This is a genomic window from Streptococcus sp. 1004_SSPC, from assembly GCF_001069025.1.
In the GTDB taxonomy this organism is placed as follows: domain Bacteria; phylum Bacillota; class Bacilli; order Lactobacillales; family Streptococcaceae; genus Streptococcus; species Streptococcus vestibularis.
The window spans coordinates 16,304-37,407 of sequence record NZ_JWGQ01000127.1 but is presented as its reverse complement, the minus strand read 5'-3'; the positions used below and the strand labels follow the sequence as shown (position 1 = coordinate 37,407).

General features: G+C 36.6%; 15 protein-coding genes, 1 pseudogene and 1 other annotated feature. Of the genes and pseudogenes, 1 reads left to right on the top strand and 15 read right to left on the bottom strand.

What is annotated here, in order from left to right; translation table 11 throughout:
* The 7 genes and pseudogenes from ADF62_RS09490 to ADF62_RS09465 form a co-directional block, all read right to left on the bottom strand.
* A partial coding sequence (locus tag ADF62_RS09490; protein WP_048788673.1) for a YSIRK-type signal peptide-containing protein occupies positions 1-4,689 on the bottom strand: 4,689 nt, incomplete at its 3' end.
* A 227-nt stretch (positions 4,690-4,916) separates the two neighbouring features.
* Positions 4,917-5,144: pseudogene (locus tag ADF62_RS11805) on the bottom strand (IS30 family transposase); the annotation flags it as partial.
* Positions 5,145-5,533: 389 nt separating this feature from the next.
* On the bottom strand, positions 5,534-6,730 hold the full coding sequence (locus tag ADF62_RS09485) for a tyrosine-type recombinase/integrase (protein WP_048788672.1): 1,197 nt from the start codon (positions 6,728-6,730) through the stop codon (positions 5,534-5,536).
* A gap of 2 nt (positions 6,731-6,732) precedes the next feature.
* Positions 6,733-6,984 (bottom strand): DUF3173 family protein, encoded by a 252-nt coding sequence (locus tag ADF62_RS09480; RefSeq protein WP_041784117.1) that lies wholly within the window; start codon positions 6,982-6,984, stop codon positions 6,733-6,735.
* Positions 6,962-7,828, bottom strand: coding sequence for a rolling circle replication-associated protein (locus ADF62_RS09475; RefSeq protein WP_048788671.1), 867 nt, complete (start codon positions 7,826-7,828; stop codon positions 6,962-6,964). The genes ADF62_RS09480 and ADF62_RS09475 overlap by 23 nt, the downstream gene beginning before the upstream one ends.
* 95 nt (positions 7,829-7,923) lie before the next feature.
* The gene (locus ADF62_RS09470; protein WP_048788670.1) at positions 7,924-9,351 is read right to left on the bottom strand and encodes an FtsK/SpoIIIE domain-containing protein; all 1,428 of its coding nucleotides are present in this window, start codon (positions 9,349-9,351) and stop codon (positions 7,924-7,926) included.
* A 75-nt stretch (positions 9,352-9,426) separates the two neighbouring features.
* Positions 9,427-9,852, bottom strand: coding sequence for a hypothetical protein (locus ADF62_RS09465; protein ID WP_048788669.1), 426 nt, complete (start codon positions 9,850-9,852; stop codon positions 9,427-9,429).
* Between the two features lie 370 nt (positions 9,853-10,222).
* Between ADF62_RS09465 and ADF62_RS09460 the strand changes: the two genes are divergently transcribed.
* Entirely contained in the window at positions 10,223-11,347 is a 1,125-nt protein-coding gene (locus tag ADF62_RS09460) for a hypothetical protein (protein WP_048788668.1), read from the top strand.
* A gap of 42 nt (positions 11,348-11,389) precedes the next feature.
* Here ADF62_RS09460 and ADF62_RS09455 read toward each other — a convergent pair whose 3' ends face one another.
* The 8 genes from ADF62_RS09455 to ADF62_RS09420 all read right to left on the bottom strand — a co-directional run bounded on the left by ADF62_RS09455 (position 11,390) and on the right by ADF62_RS09420 (position 20,997).
* Positions 11,390-11,881 (bottom strand): hypothetical protein, encoded by a 492-nt coding sequence (locus tag ADF62_RS09455; RefSeq protein ID WP_048788667.1) that lies wholly within the window; start codon positions 11,879-11,881, stop codon positions 11,390-11,392.
* A 15-nt stretch (positions 11,882-11,896) separates the two neighbouring features.
* Positions 11,897-15,517, bottom strand: coding sequence for a DUF7149 domain-containing protein (locus ADF62_RS09450; protein ID WP_048788666.1), 3,621 nt, complete (start codon positions 15,515-15,517; stop codon positions 11,897-11,899).
* A 253-nt stretch (positions 15,518-15,770) separates the two neighbouring features.
* Positions 15,771-16,139, bottom strand: a complete 369-nt coding sequence (gene rplL, locus ADF62_RS09445; protein WP_003095336.1) for a 50S ribosomal protein L7/L12 — start codon at positions 16,137-16,139, stop codon at positions 15,771-15,773.
* A 73-nt stretch (positions 16,140-16,212) separates the two neighbouring features.
* Positions 16,213-16,716, bottom strand: a complete 504-nt coding sequence (gene rplJ, locus ADF62_RS09440) for a 50S ribosomal protein L10 (protein WP_003095623.1) — start codon at positions 16,714-16,716, stop codon at positions 16,213-16,215.
* Between the two features lie 31 nt (positions 16,717-16,747).
* Positions 16,748-16,883, bottom strand: a sequence feature (ribosomal protein L10 leader region).
* 125 nt (positions 16,884-17,008) lie between these two features.
* The gene (locus tag ADF62_RS09435; RefSeq protein ID WP_003097700.1) at positions 17,009-18,217 is read right to left on the bottom strand and encodes an ABC transporter permease; all 1,209 of its coding nucleotides are present in this window, start codon (positions 18,215-18,217) and stop codon (positions 17,009-17,011) included.
* A gap of 9 nt (positions 18,218-18,226) precedes the next feature.
* Positions 18,227-18,913, bottom strand: coding sequence for an ABC transporter ATP-binding protein (locus ADF62_RS09430; RefSeq protein ID WP_282183888.1), 687 nt, complete (start codon positions 18,911-18,913; stop codon positions 18,227-18,229).
* Between the two features lie 10 nt (positions 18,914-18,923).
* The gene (locus ADF62_RS09425) at positions 18,924-20,177 is read right to left on the bottom strand and encodes an efflux RND transporter periplasmic adaptor subunit (RefSeq protein WP_003097703.1); all 1,254 of its coding nucleotides are present in this window, start codon (positions 20,175-20,177) and stop codon (positions 18,924-18,926) included.
* A 64-nt stretch (positions 20,178-20,241) separates the two neighbouring features.
* Positions 20,242-20,997, bottom strand: a complete 756-nt coding sequence (locus tag ADF62_RS09420; protein ID WP_003095597.1) for a class I SAM-dependent methyltransferase — start codon at positions 20,995-20,997, stop codon at positions 20,242-20,244.
* Positions 20,998-21,104: the final 107 nt, after the last annotated feature.

Sequence of the window (21,104 nt, the reverse complement as noted above, 5' to 3'; positions counted from 1 at the left end):
TTTTCCAGTTGTTTCTTTTGGTTCTGCTGTTGGTGTTACTGGCGTTACTGTTGGTGTGTAAGTAGCTGTTGCTGGAGTTCCATTCTTATCTTTAACTTCAACAGTTGCTGGATCCGGAGTACCAACAAAGTCTTTGTTTGGTTTAAATGTTACAACACCTGTTAATGGATCGATTACGTATTTACCAACTTCTTTTCCATCTTTTGTAGCTGGAATTTCTTTGTCTTCTACTGGTTGTCCATTTACTACGAATTTAGCCGGTTGCTGTTCGTTGATTGTGATTGGCGCTGTTTCATCACCTTGAGTAAATTTAGGTGTTCCTGTTTGCTCTTGACCTTGTTTACCACTTGAAGTTACACCTTCACCTGTTGGCTTAACTGGTGTTACTTCTGGAGTATAAGACCCTTTTGAAGTAACTGGAACTTTGTTTCCTTCTGAGTCAGTTGCTGTTACTGATACTTGTACATTAACACCTTTAGCTTTTCCTGTAAATGTTGGAAGTGGTTCAAATGTTACTACACCTGTTGTTGGATCGATTGAGTATGTTCCTTCTCCATCAACTACCACTTTACCTTCAGCATTAGCTCCTTCTAATGAGTAGGCAGCTGTTGTCCAGTCAACATTTGTTCCATCAGGTGTATTAGTTGCAGTGTTTAGTTCTTCAAAACGTTCTTTTCCAGAAATAGATGTCTGCGTTTGACCTTGTTTACCAGTAGTTTCATCATCAGCTGGGTCAATTCCGTATACAGTTGGTGTATATGTATTTGAAACTGGTACTGTTACTGGGTTACCTGACTCGTCATTAAATGTCACATCTGCTGCTACTGTGATAGGAGCTGCTGTACCAACAAATCCTTCAGCTGGTGTAAATGACACCTCACCAGTCGTTGGATCTACAGTGTATGTTCCTTCTTCAGTTGTTAAAGATTCAACTTTTGCTCCTGTTTTTGGATCTACTAGTTTATAATTTGATACTGTAGTTCCTTCTTTTCCATCATTGAAATTGTCGGCCATTGAGTCAGTTTGTTTTTGAGCTTGAGCACCTGATGATTTCTCTGGTTCTGTTACTACGATGTAGTAAGTTGTTTCTGCTACTGCATCTTCTGTAACTTCTCCAGCATCTGTTCCATCTACTGTTGGAGTTGTTACAACACCGTTTGAGTCTACTGCTCTGGCTGTTACTTTGTAACGTCCTTTTTGAGATAGTACATAAGCGTTAGCTTTAGCTAAGTTTGATTCTGCTGCTGTTTTAAGAGCTGTACGTGCTGTTTCTACCGCTTTTTCAGCTTCTAAAGCTGCAGTACGTGCTGTTTCTACCTCTGTTGTTTTTGTAGTAAGATTTGCCTTAGCTGTTGCTAATTGTTCTTCTATAGATGCTTTAAACTCTTTAGAATTAGCAAGTTTTCTTTCTGCTAATTCTTGAGCTGTTGGTGAAATTGTACGTAATTTCAAGTCATCTAATGCCTTTTGAGCATCTTCTACTACTCGTGTTTGACGGTCTAGTAGTTCTTGAAGACGAGCTAATTCGTTTTGTGTATCTTGTTGTTCTTTTACAGCTGTTGCTGCCGCTTGAGTTTTAGCTGCTGCTGTACGTTGTGCTTGGATATAAGCTGTTTCTTCTGCTTGAGCTCCATCAAAAGTAGTTACTGAGCCATCTGGTGCAGTTGCTGTTACTTTTGTTTTAATCGTATCAGAATCTGTTGCTGATGTTTTATCATCGATTGTATCTGCGAATGCTACATTTGCTTTAGTTGACTTGATTAAGTCTACTGATGTACCTTTTGCTTCTGAATAGCTTGTTGAGGTTCCTGTTGGTTTAGCATTTTGGATTGATGCTACATCTGTTGAACTTGCTTCACGGTATGATACATATCCTTTGAATCCAGATGCTGTTTCGATTTCCCAACCTGCATTTGATTCTTTAGCTGTTACCGCTGTACCGTCAGAAGATGTCCATTGGTTTGTTACTGAGTCGTAACTTACTGTAACTACCATCCCTTGTTCTGATGATGTGTTATCTTTCTTGATTAGAGTCTCTGTACGCGTAACATTACCTACTGCAGTTACCTCACCATTTTTACGGATTTCTGCAATCTTGTCCTCTAATGTTGATGCTGAAGATGTTGTATTCCATGTACGTTCAAACTCATAAACAACGAATTTAACATCACCATTTGCTTGCGCATCTGTATAAACACGACGTTCAATAAGAGTTGATGTACCATTACCATTGTCTTTTAATTCATAAGCTTTTTCAGTAGGTAACGAATATTTACCTGTTGCATGGTTAAATACCGCTTTGTACGTATTACCTGCTGCGTCAGTTACCATAGCAAATTCACGTTGAATATTTGCTTTTACCTTGTCAGTTGTTGCTTTAGCCGCAATATTATCCACACCAACGTATTTTGTAGATTTCGGAGTCACTGTTAAGTTAATAGTTGATTCCCCTGAAGTTGCAACTGGCGCTAATACTGCTCCTTCTTGAACTGCTGTATTTGTAGTACCTGCAGCTACTACCCAGTTTCCGTTCTTAGCTACTAATTTAGTAACTGTTCCATCTGGCATTGTAATTTCTGCTTTGTTAGCTCCATTTGAGATTGTTACAGGTATATTTGTTGCATAAGCTTCAACATTCTTAACAGTAATCTTAGGTGCTACTGCGATTGTAATATTTTCATGAGCTTCTTGACCATACATATTCCAATCCTGATTTTTCGCATTGGTTGTATTATTATAGTCTTTCGCATAAACAGCCGCTGTGAAAATTCCAGCTTCACTTGCTGTCCCAGTAATATCTCCAGTTTGTGGATTATAATTTAATCCTGGTACGACATCGTTTATCGAAGTTTGACTTCCTGTATAATTACCGTTTAGGGATGTATGGGCTGTGACAGTTTGTGGTCCGTTCTCGGTATTTACTTTAGATCCATCAACTGCAGTAAAGGTTGCTCCACTCGTGCTTCCAGGAGCAGTTTTTGAACCGGCAACAACTTTTTCTCCATTACTTCTGTATACATAACCAGTTCTTTCATCACGACTCATTCCATCATTATCAACATATTTGATGTTATGACTTACTTCGTCACCTACTGTAACTAACTTAGAAGATCCTTGAATAAGTGGTGCAGATGTATCTTGCCATCCTATCCATCCAGCCGTTAAATCCCTGAAAGTAACCTGCTGAGTAGCTCCATCTTTCTCTACAGTTACAATATAACGCATGTCATATACACCGTTTTGAAGAGAAGATGCTACATATCCTTCTACAGTATCTGTAGCTTCATTATAAGCTAATCCTGGAATTAAGTTGCTTAAGGCGACGTTTGTGATTTTGTAACCTGCAGCAGTTGCCTCATCAGATAAACTAAAACGTTTTTTCACATCTGTAAGATATACATAGTGATTTCCTTGTTCATAAGTATATCCGTAGATTTCTGTAGCTATGTATTCATAAGCTCCACCAGATCCCCAAGTTGTGTTCCCATTAGCTTTTCCTGTAGCACGAATTTTACCTTTCCATAGAGCAGCTTCTCGTCCAAGTTTTTGAGCTTCAGTTTTTGATAAAGGAATATCTGTACGACCACTTATTCCTGCTTGTCCACTATTTGCCGCAGGCACATCAGTGTTCTCAGATTGATAGCCATGAACATAAATTTTATAGTTGTCGTTGCCATCTAGTACTTTGTAAGATTTACCTGTAGAACCAAGAAATTCACCATTTTCTTTTCTTAATTCTGTAGAAGAAGCTGTGTATCCTTCGTTAGCTGAGAGAGCTACAGCGAATTTCCCATCTTGGCCGATACCGTTTCGTTTCAATTCGTCATAGACTGCCTGAATTGACTCGTTCAAACGGTTCAACTGAGCATCCACTTGTTCTTGTGCTAAGCTCTTATCAGCCAACAATTTGGTTGTTTCCGCAAGGACAACTTTGTTCTTAGCAATTGCTGCCTCGATAGCACCTTTACTCTCATCAGAAAGATCCTTTTTATTCATCTCTGAATAAGCTAATTGGTTGGTAACTTCTGCTTCAGATAAAGTTTGGTTCAAAACCTTGGTGTCTACTGTAGGATTGTCTTGATTTTGATTAGCCGCTTCTTCTTTCTTTGCAGTTTCAGCAGCGTTTGATTCTACAAGAACTGTCGCTAAAGCCTTAAGTGCTTCTGTTTGACTATCAACTTCTGATTGTCCATCTGTTGGATTCGCAAAAACCGATTTTGCGGTTGCTAAAGCTTCCTTTGCAGCAGAAAGAGCACTTGCATCTGCATTCTTAGCTACAGCGATACGGTTCTCTAAGCTTGAAATTGCTTCATAGAGTGCTGTTTTATTGGCAGCAACCTTTTCAGCAGTTTTTTCAGTATTTGCTTTAGGAGCTTCTGTTGGTGTTTTTTCTTCTGCTTCTTTTTGAACTGAAGTATCTTCCTTTTTAGGCTCCTCTGCCTTTACTTCTTTTTCAGTTACTGGAGTTTCTGCTTTCGTCGAAGTCCCATCATTTTCTGGATTAGAAGCTACTACTGATGAATCTGCAGTATTCCCATTAACTGACGTTTCTGAAGCAGATACTGCTCCATTTCCAAGGAACATCAAACCAGCCGCAATAGCTACCGATGCCGCTCCAAAACTATATTTACGAATACCGTAACGGATGTATTTTTCTACCCTAAAATCTTGTTGTTGCTTGCCTTTCATCGAGTCAAACAACCTCCTTTTATTTATTTTCATGTTCTCAGAAATACCTCAACTAAAAAACTTCCGAATATCATCAAAAATAGTCCAGAAGATAATTTTCAGTTTTTATTCCTTCACATATACTATTTATTTTATCAAATTGCTCTACTCTAATCAAATAATATAATATGAAAATACAACTTTTTTATAATTTTTGAAATGATAAATTGCAAGTATAAGTGCAACATTTACTCGAACTCATCCACTAGAGCTTCACAAGCAGTTCTGTAAGCTAGGCATTTCCGTGGTCGGTGATTGATATCATATAAGACCTTGTTCAAAACCTCATCATAGTTAGTGGCTAAATCTGTTTTTTGGGGGGAAATATTCTCTTAGTAAGCATTTGCTTCTTCATTGCCTCCTCTCTACCAGAATGAATAGGCATCCGCAAAGAGAAAAGAAATTCCTAAATTTTTCTACCTAAGAATAGCAAGCAAACTCCAATATATTAAAAAAAGGTGAGTATCAGATATAAATTATGATGTAGGCGACAGTCTATTCTTACATGCTTTAATTGTTTCAAGTAAAAAATAATAAATCGAAAAATCGTTCATATTTTAATCCCATAGTAGAAGATATGATAAACAAGATCAGTCTAAAATAGAAAAACAAAAAACTGCCAAAAATAAATTTGGCAGTTTTTAGGTAGGGAACCCCATTAATTCAAACAGTTTCTCATAATCGTTTATCTCAATAAAAAACCAGAGCTAATGCCCTGGTTCCTTTATTAAGCGACTTGAGTCGTTACCTTATTATTTAAGAGTAACAGTTGCACTTTATCATAAGTCCTTTATTATCAACCTTTTCAAGCAGTTGTTTCTTTATTGGTGGGGTTTTGGTGGGGTGTGAACCCTGCACTTATCAAGCGTTTAGTAATTTCTGCTCCACCATCTGCTTTTTTACTGTCATACAAATGTGAGTAAATATTCAAGGTTGTTGCCTTATCAACTCGTCCTGAGCGAGCAGATACAAATAATACATCTTTGCCAAGCTCATTTATCATAAATGAATCATGCGAATGTCTTAGCCCTTTACCAGTGATTTCTGGAACTCCAACCTTCCGAGCTTGCCTTTGTAAAATTCGTGTTAATGTTGTTTTATGCAGTGGAACATCTTCTCTAGCAAGAATATAATCAGTTTCAGAATTGTTAATTTGAACCAATTTCCACTCCATTAATACTTGAACGGTTAATTCATCCAATTCTACATATCGATTACCGGCGTTGGTCTTAGTGCTATTTTTTCTGGCATATTCTCCGTGTCCTAAATCTTCTAGTGTAGATTGAACATGAAGTAAGTTCTTCTCAAAATTAATATCAGACCAAATTAAGCTAAGACCTTCAGACACCCTAATCCCTGTCATAAAATAGAGCCAAATCATGGTGTATTTATAACGACCATCATAGGTTGATACATCAAATGATGAGACAACTTTCTGGAAGTCCTCAAACGTCCAAAACTTTGTTGTCGTGCGTTCACCAGCAATATTGTCTAGTTTATCACATGGATTCACTTCAATTAATTCTAGGCGTTCAGCATAAGTTAAAGTTTTTTTGAATCGAATCCACAAATTTTTGGCATAATTCGCAGAATAATTTTCACCATCCATTAATTTTAATCGGAATAACTCACAATCTTTCACGGTGATATCAACTAACTTCATTTTTCCAAATTCTGATTTGAACAAATCGAAATGTGGCTGAGCCGTTCTATATGTAGAACTTTGAACAGTTTTTACATAATATGGTAAAAATATATCATCCATATATTCAGAAAATGTTAGCGTACAAACTTTTGAATTATTCTGCTGAGCAAATTCTACTCTTATGCGACAAAGCTCATCAAATGCTTGTTTTTCAGATTTGAACGGATTACCGTCCTTATCTTTATAACTTTTTTTCCGACGACGTTTACCCGTTTCAGGGTCTACTCCAAATTCAGTTTGATAGAAAATTTTTCCATTTTTATCTCTTGAAACACCACGATATTTTTTAGTAGCCATCTTTAAGCCCCTTTCTGTTCAGAAAGCAACTCAAAGCCGAGTAATTCCTCTACAATGTATGTAGGAGCAAGGTTTAATCTTGAATTTTCAAAGGGCGAACGACTTAATTTTATCACATTACCTGAAGATTCTCTACTTTCTTCAAATAACTGTACTGCAATAGTTTTTGCTTGCTTAATTATATCCCTTGCTGTATGCTCTGGAAATCCTAGTTCCATCAAATCTTTATGGTTAACTGTCTGTTTCTTTTTCATTGCTATCATTCTTATCTCTCTTAGTTTTCATTCTACTTTTTATAACTGTATCTGGTGTGCTATCCTGTATCAACTCTTTCTTGTCATTCTCTTTTAAATTATATATTGATACAGTTTTTTCAAATTCGAGTGTGTTCATATCTAGCTCACCAGCAACAAATGTAGGAATAAAGTTCGCTAATTCCTTGTCCGTGATAGTTTTATATTCAATATCTGGTTGGTTTAACCCACGGCTCACGAAATACCGTGGTTGATGGTATCCAGATGGTATAGCCATCAACTCTTTAGTAATATACTTAGAAATATAGTTTGCGGTTTTTTCTCTGTCTTGTATCTTTGATACTGTGCTAAATCCATTTTTCCATGTTTCAGCATTATAGATTTGAAGTCCTTTTTTCTTAATGAGTCGATTTATTTTTGGACTTCTCGCTTCGGTCAATGGCGGGGAAAATCCAGCCGTCAAACCGTGAAAATGTATTCGTCCGCTTTTATGTAATTCTGCTACAAAAATATATTGAAATTTTCCGTATTTTTCTCGTTGATATTTTAACCAAGCTCTAAGCCTCTTTTTGGCATAAGGATAATCCCTAGCATCAACTTTATTATCATCAAATGTCAACGTCCAGAATAAATCAAAATCATTTGATTGACAGTAGTATTTTATTTTTCGTCTAATTTTCTGAGCCTGTTGATAGTCGTACAACTCTTGCTCATCTTCATCACGTATTTTAGGCTCTGTTGCCCGTATTATTTGTCGTCTCGGTTTCCTTTTCGTCTTACCATACTTTATAACTTCTATATGGTCAGGAAAACCGACTATTTTTGCATTGTATTCATCTGACAAGTCATTTTGACCCGCCTTTCTTATTATTTCTTACTCTATCAGCTTATCTTAGCTGTCTGTCAAGTAGACAGCTAATCATCCCCTCTTTATATGTTTTAGTTGTCTGAGCGGAGCAAGCTCCGCTCAGATTTTAAAACACGTAGTGCGCCTTTGAATGGCAGTTTCTTATCATCATAATAAGGTGTTCTAAAAACTATAGGATTTTCAAGCCCGATTCCATCAAGATATATTACTCCCTCATAGAGTGAGCTATCTGCATTTGGAAGAGCTGACTTGCTCATATTAAAAATTTCAGTTGCCTGTGATTGACTAATCCTCCCCAAAGCTATCCTCAAGCCAAGAGAATCTCTAGCTTCACTCGGTAAAATAGAGGTTGGAATCATCTGTCCTGAAATAATAACGAAGATTGAGGCTTGACGTCCTTTGACAATCAATTTCATCAACTTTGCATAAAACTGTGGAAATAGTCGGTCGGCTGGTTTCCGAAGTTTATCTTCAGCTTGCATTGTGGTAGCTAATGCGAGATATTCATCAATCACAAGTAGGACTTGTCCATGTCTAAATTTTTCATTATGTGTAATATCCTCATCAGCAGAAATATCCGCATTTAATTCAGCATATCTAGCTTCCATCAAATCCTCAAGATAGGAAATCATCTTGAATGAATCTTCACCATTTGTGGCAACATCACCAATAATTTGCATTGATTGACTCAAGTATGCTCCTTTACCATCAATCGTATATACTGTATTTTTCGGATTATTGATTAGATAAGCCAATATCAAATATTTTAGTAAACTCGTTTTTCCTGATGAGGTAGGACCTACTATTAGTCCCATCGGTTGCTTCAGTGTCCAACTTAATCGCTTAGTCAATTTGATATTTAAATCTTTAGATTCAATAAAATCTTCATAACCTTTTATATATAGTGACTTATCTGGCTTGTGAGAGAAGACCATTTTAACGAAGCCATCTCCGATAAGATATTGCTCCAAAAACCACGATTCCCTTGTTTCTTTAATAAAGTATGACAAGAGTGCATTTGGAATTTCCTCAGAACTAGCTTTTGAAACATGACCACCTTGAAATAGTTTTATAAATATCATTCCCGAATTTAGGTAATACTCCCAACGAATGGACTGAGTACTGTCAATATCAGATTTATGTTTACGAAGTATATCGTTTTCTTCTGCAAATCCCTTTAGTAAGGTTGATACTCTCCATTTTTCAATCGGAGAATATAGTGAGTGCAAAATAATCCACGTCAGGATTGTTAGAACTTCTATGCTAATAAGACATACCGCGATTGAAACTGGTACGAAATCAGCATTTTCTTGAGAAAAATATCTCAGCATTGATATTACAAAAGCCAATGTTATTTGACTAATGAACAAAATAGCTAAAGTCAATAACATCTGTTTTCTGCGTTGAGTCTTAGTCTTGGTTACTTTAATATAAGTAACCTTTCGTTCATTTATACTAAGGGGGCTAACCCATTCTTTTATTATTCGTATTAGAGTCATATTTGACCACCTTTATTTTTATTAATACCCACGTAGCAATCGCTACATCCCCTATCCCGTATATCACTTAATTATTTAGTTTGTTGCCTTGGGTTGGACAATCTGAATATTTTCAAGAATGAGCTTTAAGCCACCCCAACCACCAGAATTTCCTCGTGATACCCATTTTAGAGCGACTTTTGCACTACGCAAATCAACGATTTTTCCAATTAACTCATCAACTTTATATCGTTTTAAAGTCGCTTCGTCTGTTACGACTTCAATTGTAATTGGAACAACACTTGAAATATCAAGACCTTGTTGTTTCATTAATTGGTATAATTTAATATCAATTCCTGATAAATTCAATTTTGCAACCGAATTTTCAATAACTTCGCCATTGTCGTTTCGTTTTGCGACTTGTCTTGCTTGTGTAATGATTGCAACCTGAGGGGCATCAACTTCACTAACTGAGAAGCGGAGTTCTCCCAATTTTGTACTATTTAAACTAATTTTTTCCATTTTAGTCACCTAAATATTCTTGTTGTCTTAACCTAGCCGACAACTGGCAATACTCTCGTGTTAACACTCTATGCCCAAGCACAATCTCATTATATAATGACTAGAGATTCCTGCTAAGGGGCTTTTTAGATATCTCTAACTTTTATTTTTAACCCCTACGACCTTTAATATTCTCCAATTGAGAGAATGTCATTTAACAATACCAAACAAATCTGTTATAGCTGTGCCTTAACATATAACTATTTTATTACGAACTTCGAACTTTAGTACGGGGTGCTTTTGAACTTTTTATTTCTGATTTTTAACCCATAACTAATAGAAAAAGTTCGGTATAATATAACTATAAGAGTATTTAGAAAGAAGAAGTTATATGCTTAAATTCTTGCACACCGCAAATTATTTTTACTATCAAGCTTCAGAACGTCTTGAAAATAAAATTTCTAACATCAATAATGCAATTGATGAATTTCAAAGCCAGTATCCAATAAAGCTGAGAAAGATTTCAAATAATCAAATCGCAATTGATAATAGAAAACAACTTACCCAAGTTAGGAAGAAAAATATTACAAGAAGAAATCCAAGTTATCTTCCTTATTCACTTGCTAAAGAAATCCTTGACTATTGTCGTCCAACTGATGAATTCGTTGATTTTCTAGAACATAGGGATATAGACACAACTGAAATGGTGTATGAGGATATTAATGAAGTCTACTGGGGAACGCCTGAGGAACTTGCTCTAAACGAAGGGATTTTCTTTTATGTATTAATGAAGGACCTGTTAAATTCTGACAGTTATTGTGACTTAGTAAATACTATTTTGATTGACTCTCCTGATTATGCGCTTTATCAAGCATATGAGAATCTAGAAGTAACTAGAGAAGACACAGTTTCTATTTATGATATTTACTCTGGAAGTCCGAATTTGGATGACAGAAAGCAAATTATATCTCAGGCTATTTTTCGTTTTTATGTATTGCATGTAAAAGATAAACTTAGCCTAAGTCGAAAATTTTTTGATTTTATTTCTGTTAATGGTCATAGTCTTACTTTCAATAATATGCAGACTCGATTGGTTGACTTCTTAAAAATCTATTTATTGGATTTTCTTGTTGAACATAAAGCACAAGAAAATTCACTTGGCTATCGGATATACACTATCTATAAGGATGATATACAATATTTACATTCTAATTTATTAGGTGATGACATATCAGAAATAGATGAGGAACTTTTAAGTGCTACAACAAGTTACTGTAAGACACTAATCAAAATTCAACATCAGAAAGACTCAACATTAGAAAAAATACCTGACTGTTTAGTAACTTATATTGATAGTGTTGATTTGGTAATTCAAAATCTAGAAAAATACCAAACTGGAGTAACCACTATCGATGAGCTTATTACAACATACCAGAAAGCGATAAAGGATGCCCCTCAGGAACAGGAATTTACTTTCTGGTTTGACGAAACTGATAGAGGTATACTTTTTGATTAATATAAAAAAGGTTTCGTTTTATTCACAACGAAACCTTTTTACTTACTCAAATACTTTTGAAATAATGTTAACTAAACTATCCATCCCATTCTCAATTCCCCATGCTGTAATAGCGTTAAAAGCCATTTCTAATATTGGATGTTTGTCGAAGAAACTTTGATGACCCTCAACTTTCCCAATTTCCTGCAAGTTATTTAATATTGTTACTAACTCGGTCTTATCCTCGTTAGCCAATGTTCTTGAATACTCCTTGATGTTCTCGAATAATTTCTCAATCTCCATATCAGCATAATTAATAATTATCGTATTATTTTTACCACCAATTTGAGAATTCATCATATCTCCACCGATTGAAACATGTGTACTATTATCTTGATGATATTCGTTAAAATTTAGTGCTGAACTAGTGGAATCCAGTTGTGTTGGAAGTATTACAGGATTGATTTTCTTATTTGCCCTCTTCACCATTTTGTTCATTTCTCTGACCATATTTCTCTCAATACCTTTAAATTGACTTTGTAAACTTTTTGCCATTTATATCCCTACTTTCTAGACTTCAAAATCTCGTATAATTTGCTTTTCTTCTTCAGTCAATCCAAACAAATCCATGACGAGTTCATCAATCTCAGTATTTAAAGAATCAACCAAGTCTTGATTAACTTTTTCTTTTGTCATTTCTTCCATTATTTGCACAACTAAGTCAGCAATTTCATTCTGTTGGTCATCATTTGAATTAGGAATAGGGAACTGCTTGATTTGTGTCAGCCTCATCTGTGGAAATGTATTTCTTTGTAAAAAGTCAAACTTTTCAATAGCATAAAAAGAAAGTATTTTTGAATTCAATACACCAATTAAATATAAAGGGGAAACTTTCAGATTGGTAATACTTTCAATACTCTGTTCATGTACAAAATTTTCTTTTGTATAAGTTGCTCTAAAAGTATAGATAGATTTCACTGGAATTCTAGCAATTAAAATTCTCTCTCCTTCAAAAAGTTTACTGTCTCTAGGTGCAGCTAGGTGATTCCCATAAGATAAAAACTTTCCTGACCATTTTAAATGGTATCTTTGTAAATCTCTACCCGATAGAAACATCCGATAGGAATCATCTTTTTTTTGATTAGAAAAGAACGGTTTACTGGCTTTGAACTCTTTAAATTCATCCTTATCCTCAGGTTGTTTAGGACTTCCTTTACCTCGTTCATACGCTTTCAATCCATCTTTGACTGTACCGTAATTTTTTTCTATTACTTTAGACTTCTTCTCAATTTTCAATAGCAATGATGAAACTCTTCCACTAATAGACGAAATTGTAATTACATCCTGATTAAGTAAACTTTCAGCCTTAGTATCAGCTACTATTTTTATCTCACCACCTGAAATCACACCTAAAGTAACTTTTGAGGGACGTTTTGTAAACATCTCTACTATACAAACATCAATTGAAGCTTCATCAAAAATTTTGTCTTTAGAATTTATAAAAGTTACTTCATCATAGCTTTTAAGAATATGATGGCGTAGTGTCTTATATTGATTAATTGTTAAAAAAGAGTTGGGAATAATATATGAAATTCCGCCACCATCTCGAACTAGAGAAAAAGCCAATTCTAAAAACAAACCAAATGTATTTGCTTGATAGTTATTCAAAGGGTAACTCCTTGAATAGTAGCTTTTCATTTCAACTGAAAAGGTATTATTTTGAGCAAAAATATAAGGAGGATTCCCAATCACTAGGTCGAAGCCAACAAAGCGACCGTCTTCTCCCAAAATTTCGGGAAACTCCATTCGCCATTCCATACCACCAGCATATAACGGATTCTTTAAACGAGCTTCTAAAATTTTTTTAGCTTCAGATACTTGTTTTTTAACTTGTTCGTATCTTCTAGTTTCAGCAGTCTCATCTCCAAATAAATCAATAATACCTGCTTTCCCTAACTCTACTTCCAACTTCTTTAACCGTTGCAGTTCAGGATTTGAAGCTGTGTCATCAAATGACCGCTTTAAATTAGAAATTTTATCCCAGATTTTAGCTTTAGTTCGCTTATTATTTGTTTCTTTATATTCCCTTACTAAAGACAAATACTCTTTAAAATCTGTCCGTCTCATATCGAACTCATAGTCCAAATCAAACTTATGTAGAAGACTATCACCAACTTTGATATTAATATCAATATTTGGCAAGGTTGTTAAGGTCTTAGGCCCCATTTTATTTTGGTAGTAATAGGATGATTTTAATAACTCTATCCAGAGACGCAATCGACAAATATTTACTGAGCTTGGATTTATATCTACTGCGAAAAGGCAATTTTCAAGAATATAACGTTTCTGATTAAATATTGCTTTCTGAATTTTCTCAGACTGGCGATTATTTACTTGATAAAGAAAGTTATTCCCTGCCATATCCTGAATTACAAGCTCATCATTAATAACATAACATTGGATAAGGTTGCCGATATGGTTTCCTTCATCATCGAATAGTACATTTAGTTCACTCTTTAGAGCAATTATTTCATTTAAAATAGAAACAAGGAAGTGCCCTGAACCAACCGCAGGGTCACAAATTTTAAGGTCATTAATTGCCGAATTTACTTTTTTTGCAATTTTGATATTTTGAATATGAAATTTAACCTCTTCGATTGTTTCACATTGCCAATTCAGAAATTCATTTACCTTATCTACAACTGCTGTTCTAATTGCTTTCCTAGACATATACATTGTAATGTGACCGGGAGTAAAGAACGAACCATCTTTATAACCATTGATTTTTTCAAAAATTAATCCTAGCACAGAAGCATTAATAAGGTCATTTTTAGATTTTTTATGATGTGAAATAGTAGTAGAAAAATCATAAGAATCTAAAAAGTCAAAAAGATAAGCAATGAAGTTTATTTTACCTGATTTACGTTTTTTATCAGCCCCTTTAAGTGCCGTTTTTGAAAAAATATCAATGTTACCTTCAGGCAAGCGGTCAATCCCTATACCATCTCTTGAGGTCTCTAGTTCAGTCTCTTCAAATAGTGATGAGTTGAGATAAGGAACATAGCCAAATTTTTCTTGTACACGCTGATTCCTATCCTCTTCTTTTTTAGCAAGCACCGCAAAGAAAAGACTGTAAATTTCTTCAAAACTATCTAATTTTTCAAATGTTAAAAATCTGAAATCCTCACTTTGATTAAATTGAATCAACTGGGATTCAAGTAGTTTCAAGAATAAAATACGATTCATCCAAACTACTGTTAGCTGAATGGCAGTTTCTTCTTGTTTCTGCCTAGGGACATCCTTCATTTCAAGTTTATCAATAATATTTTCAACAAACGAATAACGTTGTCGCCTGGCAGGTTTAAGACGAGAAATTATTTTACTTGTTCCCTGTTTAATTTCTTCTAACCCCATCAAATACAACAGTTCATCATAAAAATTCTTATTAAGCTTATTGGAATCTGTAAAGATTTCTTTATTTAATAAGTTTTCTGCTGTGAAAAATCGGTAAAGTTGTGTTAAGTTACTTTTCTTTATTTCAATAGACTTACTTGATTTAACTAAAGCTTGACTCAAATCAAAGTGGGCAACAACAATACCTTTTTCAATCGCTTTATCAATTTCAGGCGCAATTACTTCAGAGTACAGAAAATCTGTTCTATTACTTGAAAGCTGATTTTTACTAAATTTTGTCACAAGCTCAATTAAACGCTTATTCTTAAAAAAATATTTTTCAAACTCTTTAGCTTCTATCACAAACCAAGATAAGCCATTAGTTATAATACATTTTTTTATTTCAAGATTTTTTGAAAATAAACGTTCAGACAAATAGTAAGCTACAATCTCTTGAAAAGCCTTAGTATTTAATCTTTCCTTAGTCATCATTTCTGATTTATTAGTTAAACTTTTACACTCAAAAATAACACCCAATGTTGAATCTGATGTCTTCCCATTGTAAATAGCCAAATCAATACGACTAGAAGTATTTATAAAATTATAAGGTAAAACTTGCTCCAAAAAATGTTTAAGCAAGTTTTTCTGATACTCTTCACTTTCGGTTTTATTATTTTTAAGATGAGTCAAATACTCAGTTAAGTATTTTTCAAAACATAACTTTTCATCATCCAACGGCATGATAGCTTGGACAAACTTATTCATGCTTTCCTTTAAACTAAGTCCTTTAATTGCCATACACAACTCCACTAATAATTATATTCTTTAGCTGATAGTTATTAGTCTTTTGTGTAAGCAAAAGACTAAGCTAGCTTAGAAATTTCGATAATCTTATTATATCATGATTTTGAGTAAAAAAATAAACCCCACCAAGGTTTAATCTTGGTGGGGTTTTAGTGGGGAATGAAATCATTCCACCGATTTTTTATCGCTCTAAGCAATCATTAAACCTTGATTTACTAGGCTTTCGCAATCAAATTGCGATACTCGATTATTTAAGAGTAACTGAAGCTCCAGCTTCTTCAAGTTTAGCTTTGATTTCTTCAGCTTCAGCTGCAGCAACACCTTCTTTAAGAACTGATGGTGCACCGTCAACGATAGCTTTAGCTTCTTTAAGACCTTCGCCTGTGATTTCACGTACAACTTTGATAACACCAACTTTTTTGTCACCTGCAGATGTCAATTCAACGTCGAATGAATCTTTAGCAGCACCAGCGTCAGCACCACCAGCTGCAGCAGCAGCTACAGGAGCAGCAGCAGTTACGCCAAACTCTTCTTCGATAGCTTTTACAAGGTCGTTCAATTCAAGGATTGAAGCTTCTTTAATTTCAGCAATAATGTTTTCAATGTTCAATGCCATTGTGATTTCCTCCAAATGTGTTTTTAATATAGTGTTTTAAACGTAGCTTAAGCTACGAGTTGTGAAGACGAGCTTATGCAGCACCGTCTTCTTTGCTTTCTGCAACAGCTTTGACAGCGTATGCAACGTTGCGCACTGGCGCTTGAAGTACAGAAAGGAGCATAGAAAGCATACCTTCTTTGTTTGGAAGTGATGCAAGAGCGTTGATTTCTTCGACTGAAGTGAACGCACCGTCAACAACACCACCTTTGATTTCAAGAGCTTCTGCATCTTTAGCAAATTCGCTAATAACTTTTGCTGGTGCGATAACATCTTCGTTTGAGAATGCTACTGCAGATGGACCAACAAAAAGTTCTTTAAGGTCTTCAAGACCTGCTTCTTCAGCTGCACGGCTCAAGATAGAGTTTTTGATAACTTTAAATTCAACGCCTGATTCACGAAGATTACGACGAAGAACTGTATCTTGGTCAACTGTAAGTCCACGAGAGTCAACAACAACGATAGATGCTGCTGCTTTCATTTTCTCAGCGACAATAGCAACCTGTTCAGCTTTTTTAGCAATAATAGCTTCACTCATTAGTAGTTTTACCTCCGTTTTTATTTTTGGGCTAGGCACAAAAAAATCGTACCTAAACCTAGACACGAAAGTACAATACGTTACAAAAAATAGTTACGTTTTGTGCCTCGGTTGGATGTTTACGAGTCTAGCTCCCCAACTGTCTTAGGTCAGTTTTTTTCAAACCTCATATAGGATACCATGACCTGAATCAGACGTCAAGAGAAAAATACAACTTTTTTTGGATTTTTTCTCTATCTTTTTTTGAACACCATAAAACCTCTCAAAATCCAAAGATTTCAAGAGGTCTTTTCTAATCATATCTAAGTGCTTCGATAGGATCTAGTTTCGAAGCTTTATTAGCCGGTAGAAGGCCAAAGATGATTCCTACGGCTGCTGAGAAGGCTATGCTTCCCATGGCTACGCTAAGAGAGACCGTAGCTTTAAGATTCATTGCACTCCCAATTGGTCCAACTACAAGGGCCGCAAAACCTAGACCAATCAAACCACCCAAGATGGTAAGGACCATCGATTCAATCAAAAACTGAGTCAAGATTTTACGACGTGTGGCACCTAAAGCTTTACGAAGACCAATCTCTCGTGTCCTCTCAGTTACCGAAACCAGCATGATATTCATAACACCAATTCCACCAACTAAGAGTGAAATCCCAGCAATAGCACCGACAACAGTGGTAATGGTTCCAAAGATTGTGTTCACCTGATCTAAGGCTGAACTCATATCTGCTGCCTTGTACTCTCCATTATCAGCTTGGGACAACTGGGTCAAGCGTTTAGCGGCATCCTTAGCGACACTGCTACTATTTTTCACATCGGTCACATGGAAAAAAATCTGACCAATAGGATCAGTATTATTCTCAGCTGCTAACTGGGTATTGGCTACAAGCGCTGTCCCAATTTCACCAGAGGCACCAATAGCTGTGTCTTTATTCTTATAAACACCAATCACACGATAATCATTATTTCCAATAGTAACCACCTGATTAAGGGCATCCTCATTCGTCCTAAAGAGTTTTTTGGCTACCATCTGATCAATGACAATGACGCGCGAAAAATTTTTGTAATCATTGTCTTTCAAGGAACGTCCTGTCAACATCTCTAACTTTTTAGCTTTAAAGTAGCCCTGACTGGCACCTGTGATATTAACATTCTTCACAGTCTTTTTTTGGAGGGAGATAGAGGACGTTAGGCTGTTGGTCACAAAATAACTATCGATACCAGGTGTCTGCCTAGCCACTTGCTCCAACCAAACTTCTTTAACCGGTTTGGTCGGTTGTGACAAGTCTGCATAGGCAGGATCTAACTCCTCACCCTTGGCTTCATAGTAGACTTGAACAGTATCCTTATCACCTGTCACACTATCGGTAACACTCTGACGCATCCCATTTCCTAGCCCCATGATAAGTACTACCGCAGCAACACCAATGATAATTCCCAACATGGTCAGGAAGGACCGCATCTTGTGTGAACGAATAGAACTAAGAGCAAATTTCCAATTTTCCATTCTTACCTCCTAGTCAATCCGAACGCTATCAGTCGTGTCCTGAGTGATTTCACCATCACGAATGACAATCTTACGTCGGGCATAGTCTGCAATCTCGGGTTCATGGGTAACCATGACAATGGTCTTCCCTTCACGGTTTAGCTGGGTTAAGAGCTCCATAATCTGGTTTCCTGTCTTGGTATCAAGAGCACCCGTAGGTTCATCCGCCAAAATGATTGCCGGATCGTTAGACAGTGCACGCGCAATGGCAACCCTCTGCTTCTGTCCCCCAGACAACTCTGACGGTAGGTGATGGCTACGGTCTGACAAGCCGACTTTTTCCAAGAATTGCTCTGCCCTTTGCTTACGTTCGCGTGGAGATTTCCCTGCATAAATCAAGGGAAGCTCTACGTTCCTTTGGGCACTTAACTTTGGCAATAGAAAAAACTGTTGAAAGATAAAGCCAATCTGGTCATTTCGTACCTTGGCCAAACGATTTTCAGAGAGATCAGCCACATCCTCGCCCTCGAGTTGGTAGGAACCTGTCGTCGGTTGATCAAGGAGGCCGATAATATTCATGAGGGTTGATTTTCCTGAACCAGAAGGACCCATGATTGCCACGAAGTCACCTTCTTCAACTGATAAATCAATCCCCTTGAGTACCTGCAAGGACTCTTGACCATTTTTGAAAGACTTGGTGATACCTTTTAAAACCATAAGAGCTGGCTTAGTCAATTGACTTCACCTCTTCTCCGCTAGTGTCTTTGGACTTTTTACCCCTAGCATCCGTCACATTCTTTAGGGTCTCCCCATCCTTAAAGGATTTTTCGGCCTTGGTGATAACCTTTTGACCTTCTTTTAGCCCTGATGCAATTTCTTGTTGCTTGGCATCTGCATTACCAAGTTTGACCTTAACTTGCTTGATTTTCTGAGTCTTATCATCGTACACCCAGACATAATTGTCAGAGCCTTTCTTGCTCACAGCAGTTACAGGAACCAACAAGGCATCATCATCCTTTGTCACTTCAAGAGAGACATTAAAACCTTGTTTCAGTTTTCCGATAGGACTGGTCAATTGAACCTTGTATTCATACTGAGAACCTGACTGACCTGAGTTGCCAGAAGCGTTAGCTGACTGACTAGCATTTTGCTTAGGATAATTGGAAACATAACTGACCTTCCCTGTCCAAGTTTGGTCTGGGTATACTTTGGAAGTAATCTTGACCTTTTGCCCCACTGAAATATTTGGAATGTCATATTCTGTTAAGGTTCCTTGAATCTCAAATTGGCCTTCGCTTGTCACATGAACTAGGGTTTGGCTCTCTTTTGAAGCAGGGTCCACAGAGTCCGCGACTTCTACTACTGTCCCATTAGCATCTGAAACAATTACTGTTTGATTGAGAACATCTTGTGCCTTTTCTAGCTCTGATGCTGCATTAGCAATGGCATCATTATAGTCCTGCAAGGTTTGGTAATTACTTACCTCGGTTTGCTGACGCTGTTGAGGGCTAACGGTAGTCGTCGAATCATCCTCATCCGAATCACTACTTGTTTGTGCTGAAGCCGAAGGAGCTGTTCCATACTGTTGGAAATAATTACGGTCACGAACTGCCTTATTATAGGCACGACTAGCCGTATCATATGCTGCTTGGGCTGAGGTGCTGTCGTATTGGACCAGTTGCTGACCAACACTAACTTCCTCACCAACAGAGACTGTCACAGTGGCATTGCGTCCAATGGTATTGTCAAAATAAACGTACTGTTCCGACTGAGCCTTCACCATGCCAGTTAGAAGAGTAGACGAGGCCAGTTGACCCTTTGTTACCTTACTCGCTGTGGGACTCTCTGACGCTTTATCATCTTGACCCCCTCCTCCAAAAAGGTTAAAACCTAAAATCAAAATGACAAGAAAGCCAATTCCTCCAATAATCCAAATTCTTTTTTTATTTTTAAATAACTTTGGACTGATTTTCTTTCGCATAAATCTCTCTTCCTCTATTTGTACTTTATAGATAATACAATTGTAATACTTTTAAATTTCAGTGTCAATGACCGCCTTTTAAATACATAAAGCCATAGTGCAACTTTTGATTGGGACGAACCTGACGTTCAAACCCTAGTTCCTCAAAAATAGGGTCACGAAAATGTGCCTTGATGATAATTTTTTCTCGTGCGACACGTTTAGCCTCATCGAGCCATTCTTCTGTCAGACGACTGCCATTAGCTAGAGGTTTGATAGCTTGTAGATTTTCCGATTCCTTGATAGTCTCTGAAAACATAGGATCGGCATAGATGATATCAAAAGAGTGATCAGCCTGGGATTTCAAAAAGGATAAGCTATCGCTCTTAATAGCCTTAATAGACCGCATCGCTTTTTCAAGCCGCTTGTCATCTGTCTGGTAAGTTGCTAGACCACGAGAAACCACCTGAAAAATCACCTCTTGACTCTCAAGGGCTGTCACCCTATTTCCCACTGCTGTCATCACTAGACTATCTGAAGCCAGCCCCATGGTCGTATCAAGAATAGACTTGGGAGACTGCCCCAAAAGACTAATTAAAGCATCATGCGGAGCCTTAATGCGAAGAACCGCCGTATCTGGATGAAAGGACAACTCACTACCATTCACATTAACAAAAGACAATCTATCTTCATATAGAAGATAAAAAGCTCCAAATCGCTCTAAACATTTTGCCAAGGATAACTTGCGACGAGGCTGGTAGTCAGCTCCTAGCTCGTAAGCTAGTTCTTGGGCACGTGCAATCAAGGCCTCGTTTTCACGTAAAGATGTGGTAATAATCATGCTACTAGTATAGCAGAATCTTCGGAAACAAAACCATCGTCTTAGCTTTCATTTTAATTTTTGAGCTTACATTTGTGTAAGAAAAAAGCCCCAGCAAGGCTGAGACT

Coding starts and splice junctions, on each gene's coding strand:
- ADF62_RS09485 (WP_048788672.1), bottom strand. CDS start 6,730: ATGGCTACTAAAAAATATCGTGGTGTTTCAAGAGATAAAAATGGAAAA.
- ADF62_RS09480 (WP_041784117.1), bottom strand. CDS start 6,984: ATGAAAAAGAAACAGACAGTTAACCATAAAGATTTGATGGAACTAGGA.
- ADF62_RS09470 (WP_048788670.1), bottom strand. CDS start 9,351: ATGACTCTAATACGAATAATAAAAGAATGGGTTAGCCCCCTTAGTATA.
- ADF62_RS09465 (WP_048788669.1), bottom strand. CDS start 9,852: ATGGAAAAAATTAGTTTAAATAGTACAAAATTGGGAGAACTCCGCTTC.
- ADF62_RS09460 (WP_048788668.1), top strand. CDS start 10,223: ATGCTTAAATTCTTGCACACCGCAAATTATTTTTACTATCAAGCTTCA.
- ADF62_RS09455 (WP_048788667.1), bottom strand. CDS start 11,881: ATGGCAAAAAGTTTACAAAGTCAATTTAAAGGTATTGAGAGAAATATG.
- ADF62_RS09450 (WP_048788666.1), bottom strand. CDS start 15,517: ATGGCAATTAAAGGACTTAGTTTAAAGGAAAGCATGAATAAGTTTGTC.
- rplL (WP_003095336.1), bottom strand. CDS start 16,139: ATGGCATTGAACATTGAAAACATTATTGCTGAAATTAAAGAAGCTTCA.
- rplJ (WP_003095623.1), bottom strand. CDS start 16,716: ATGAGTGAAGCTATTATTGCTAAAAAAGCTGAACAGGTTGCTATTGTC.
- ADF62_RS09435 (WP_003097700.1), bottom strand. CDS start 18,217: ATGGAAAATTGGAAATTTGCTCTTAGTTCTATTCGTTCACACAAGATG.
- ADF62_RS09430 (WP_282183888.1), bottom strand. CDS start 18,913: ATGGTTTTAAAAGGTATCACCAAGTCTTTCAAAAATGGTCAAGAGTCC.
- ADF62_RS09425 (WP_003097703.1), bottom strand. CDS start 20,177: ATGCGAAAGAAAATCAGTCCAAAGTTATTTAAAAATAAAAAAAGAATT.
- ADF62_RS09420 (WP_003095597.1), bottom strand. CDS start 20,997: ATGATTATTACCACATCTTTACGTGAAAACGAGGCCTTGATTGCACGT.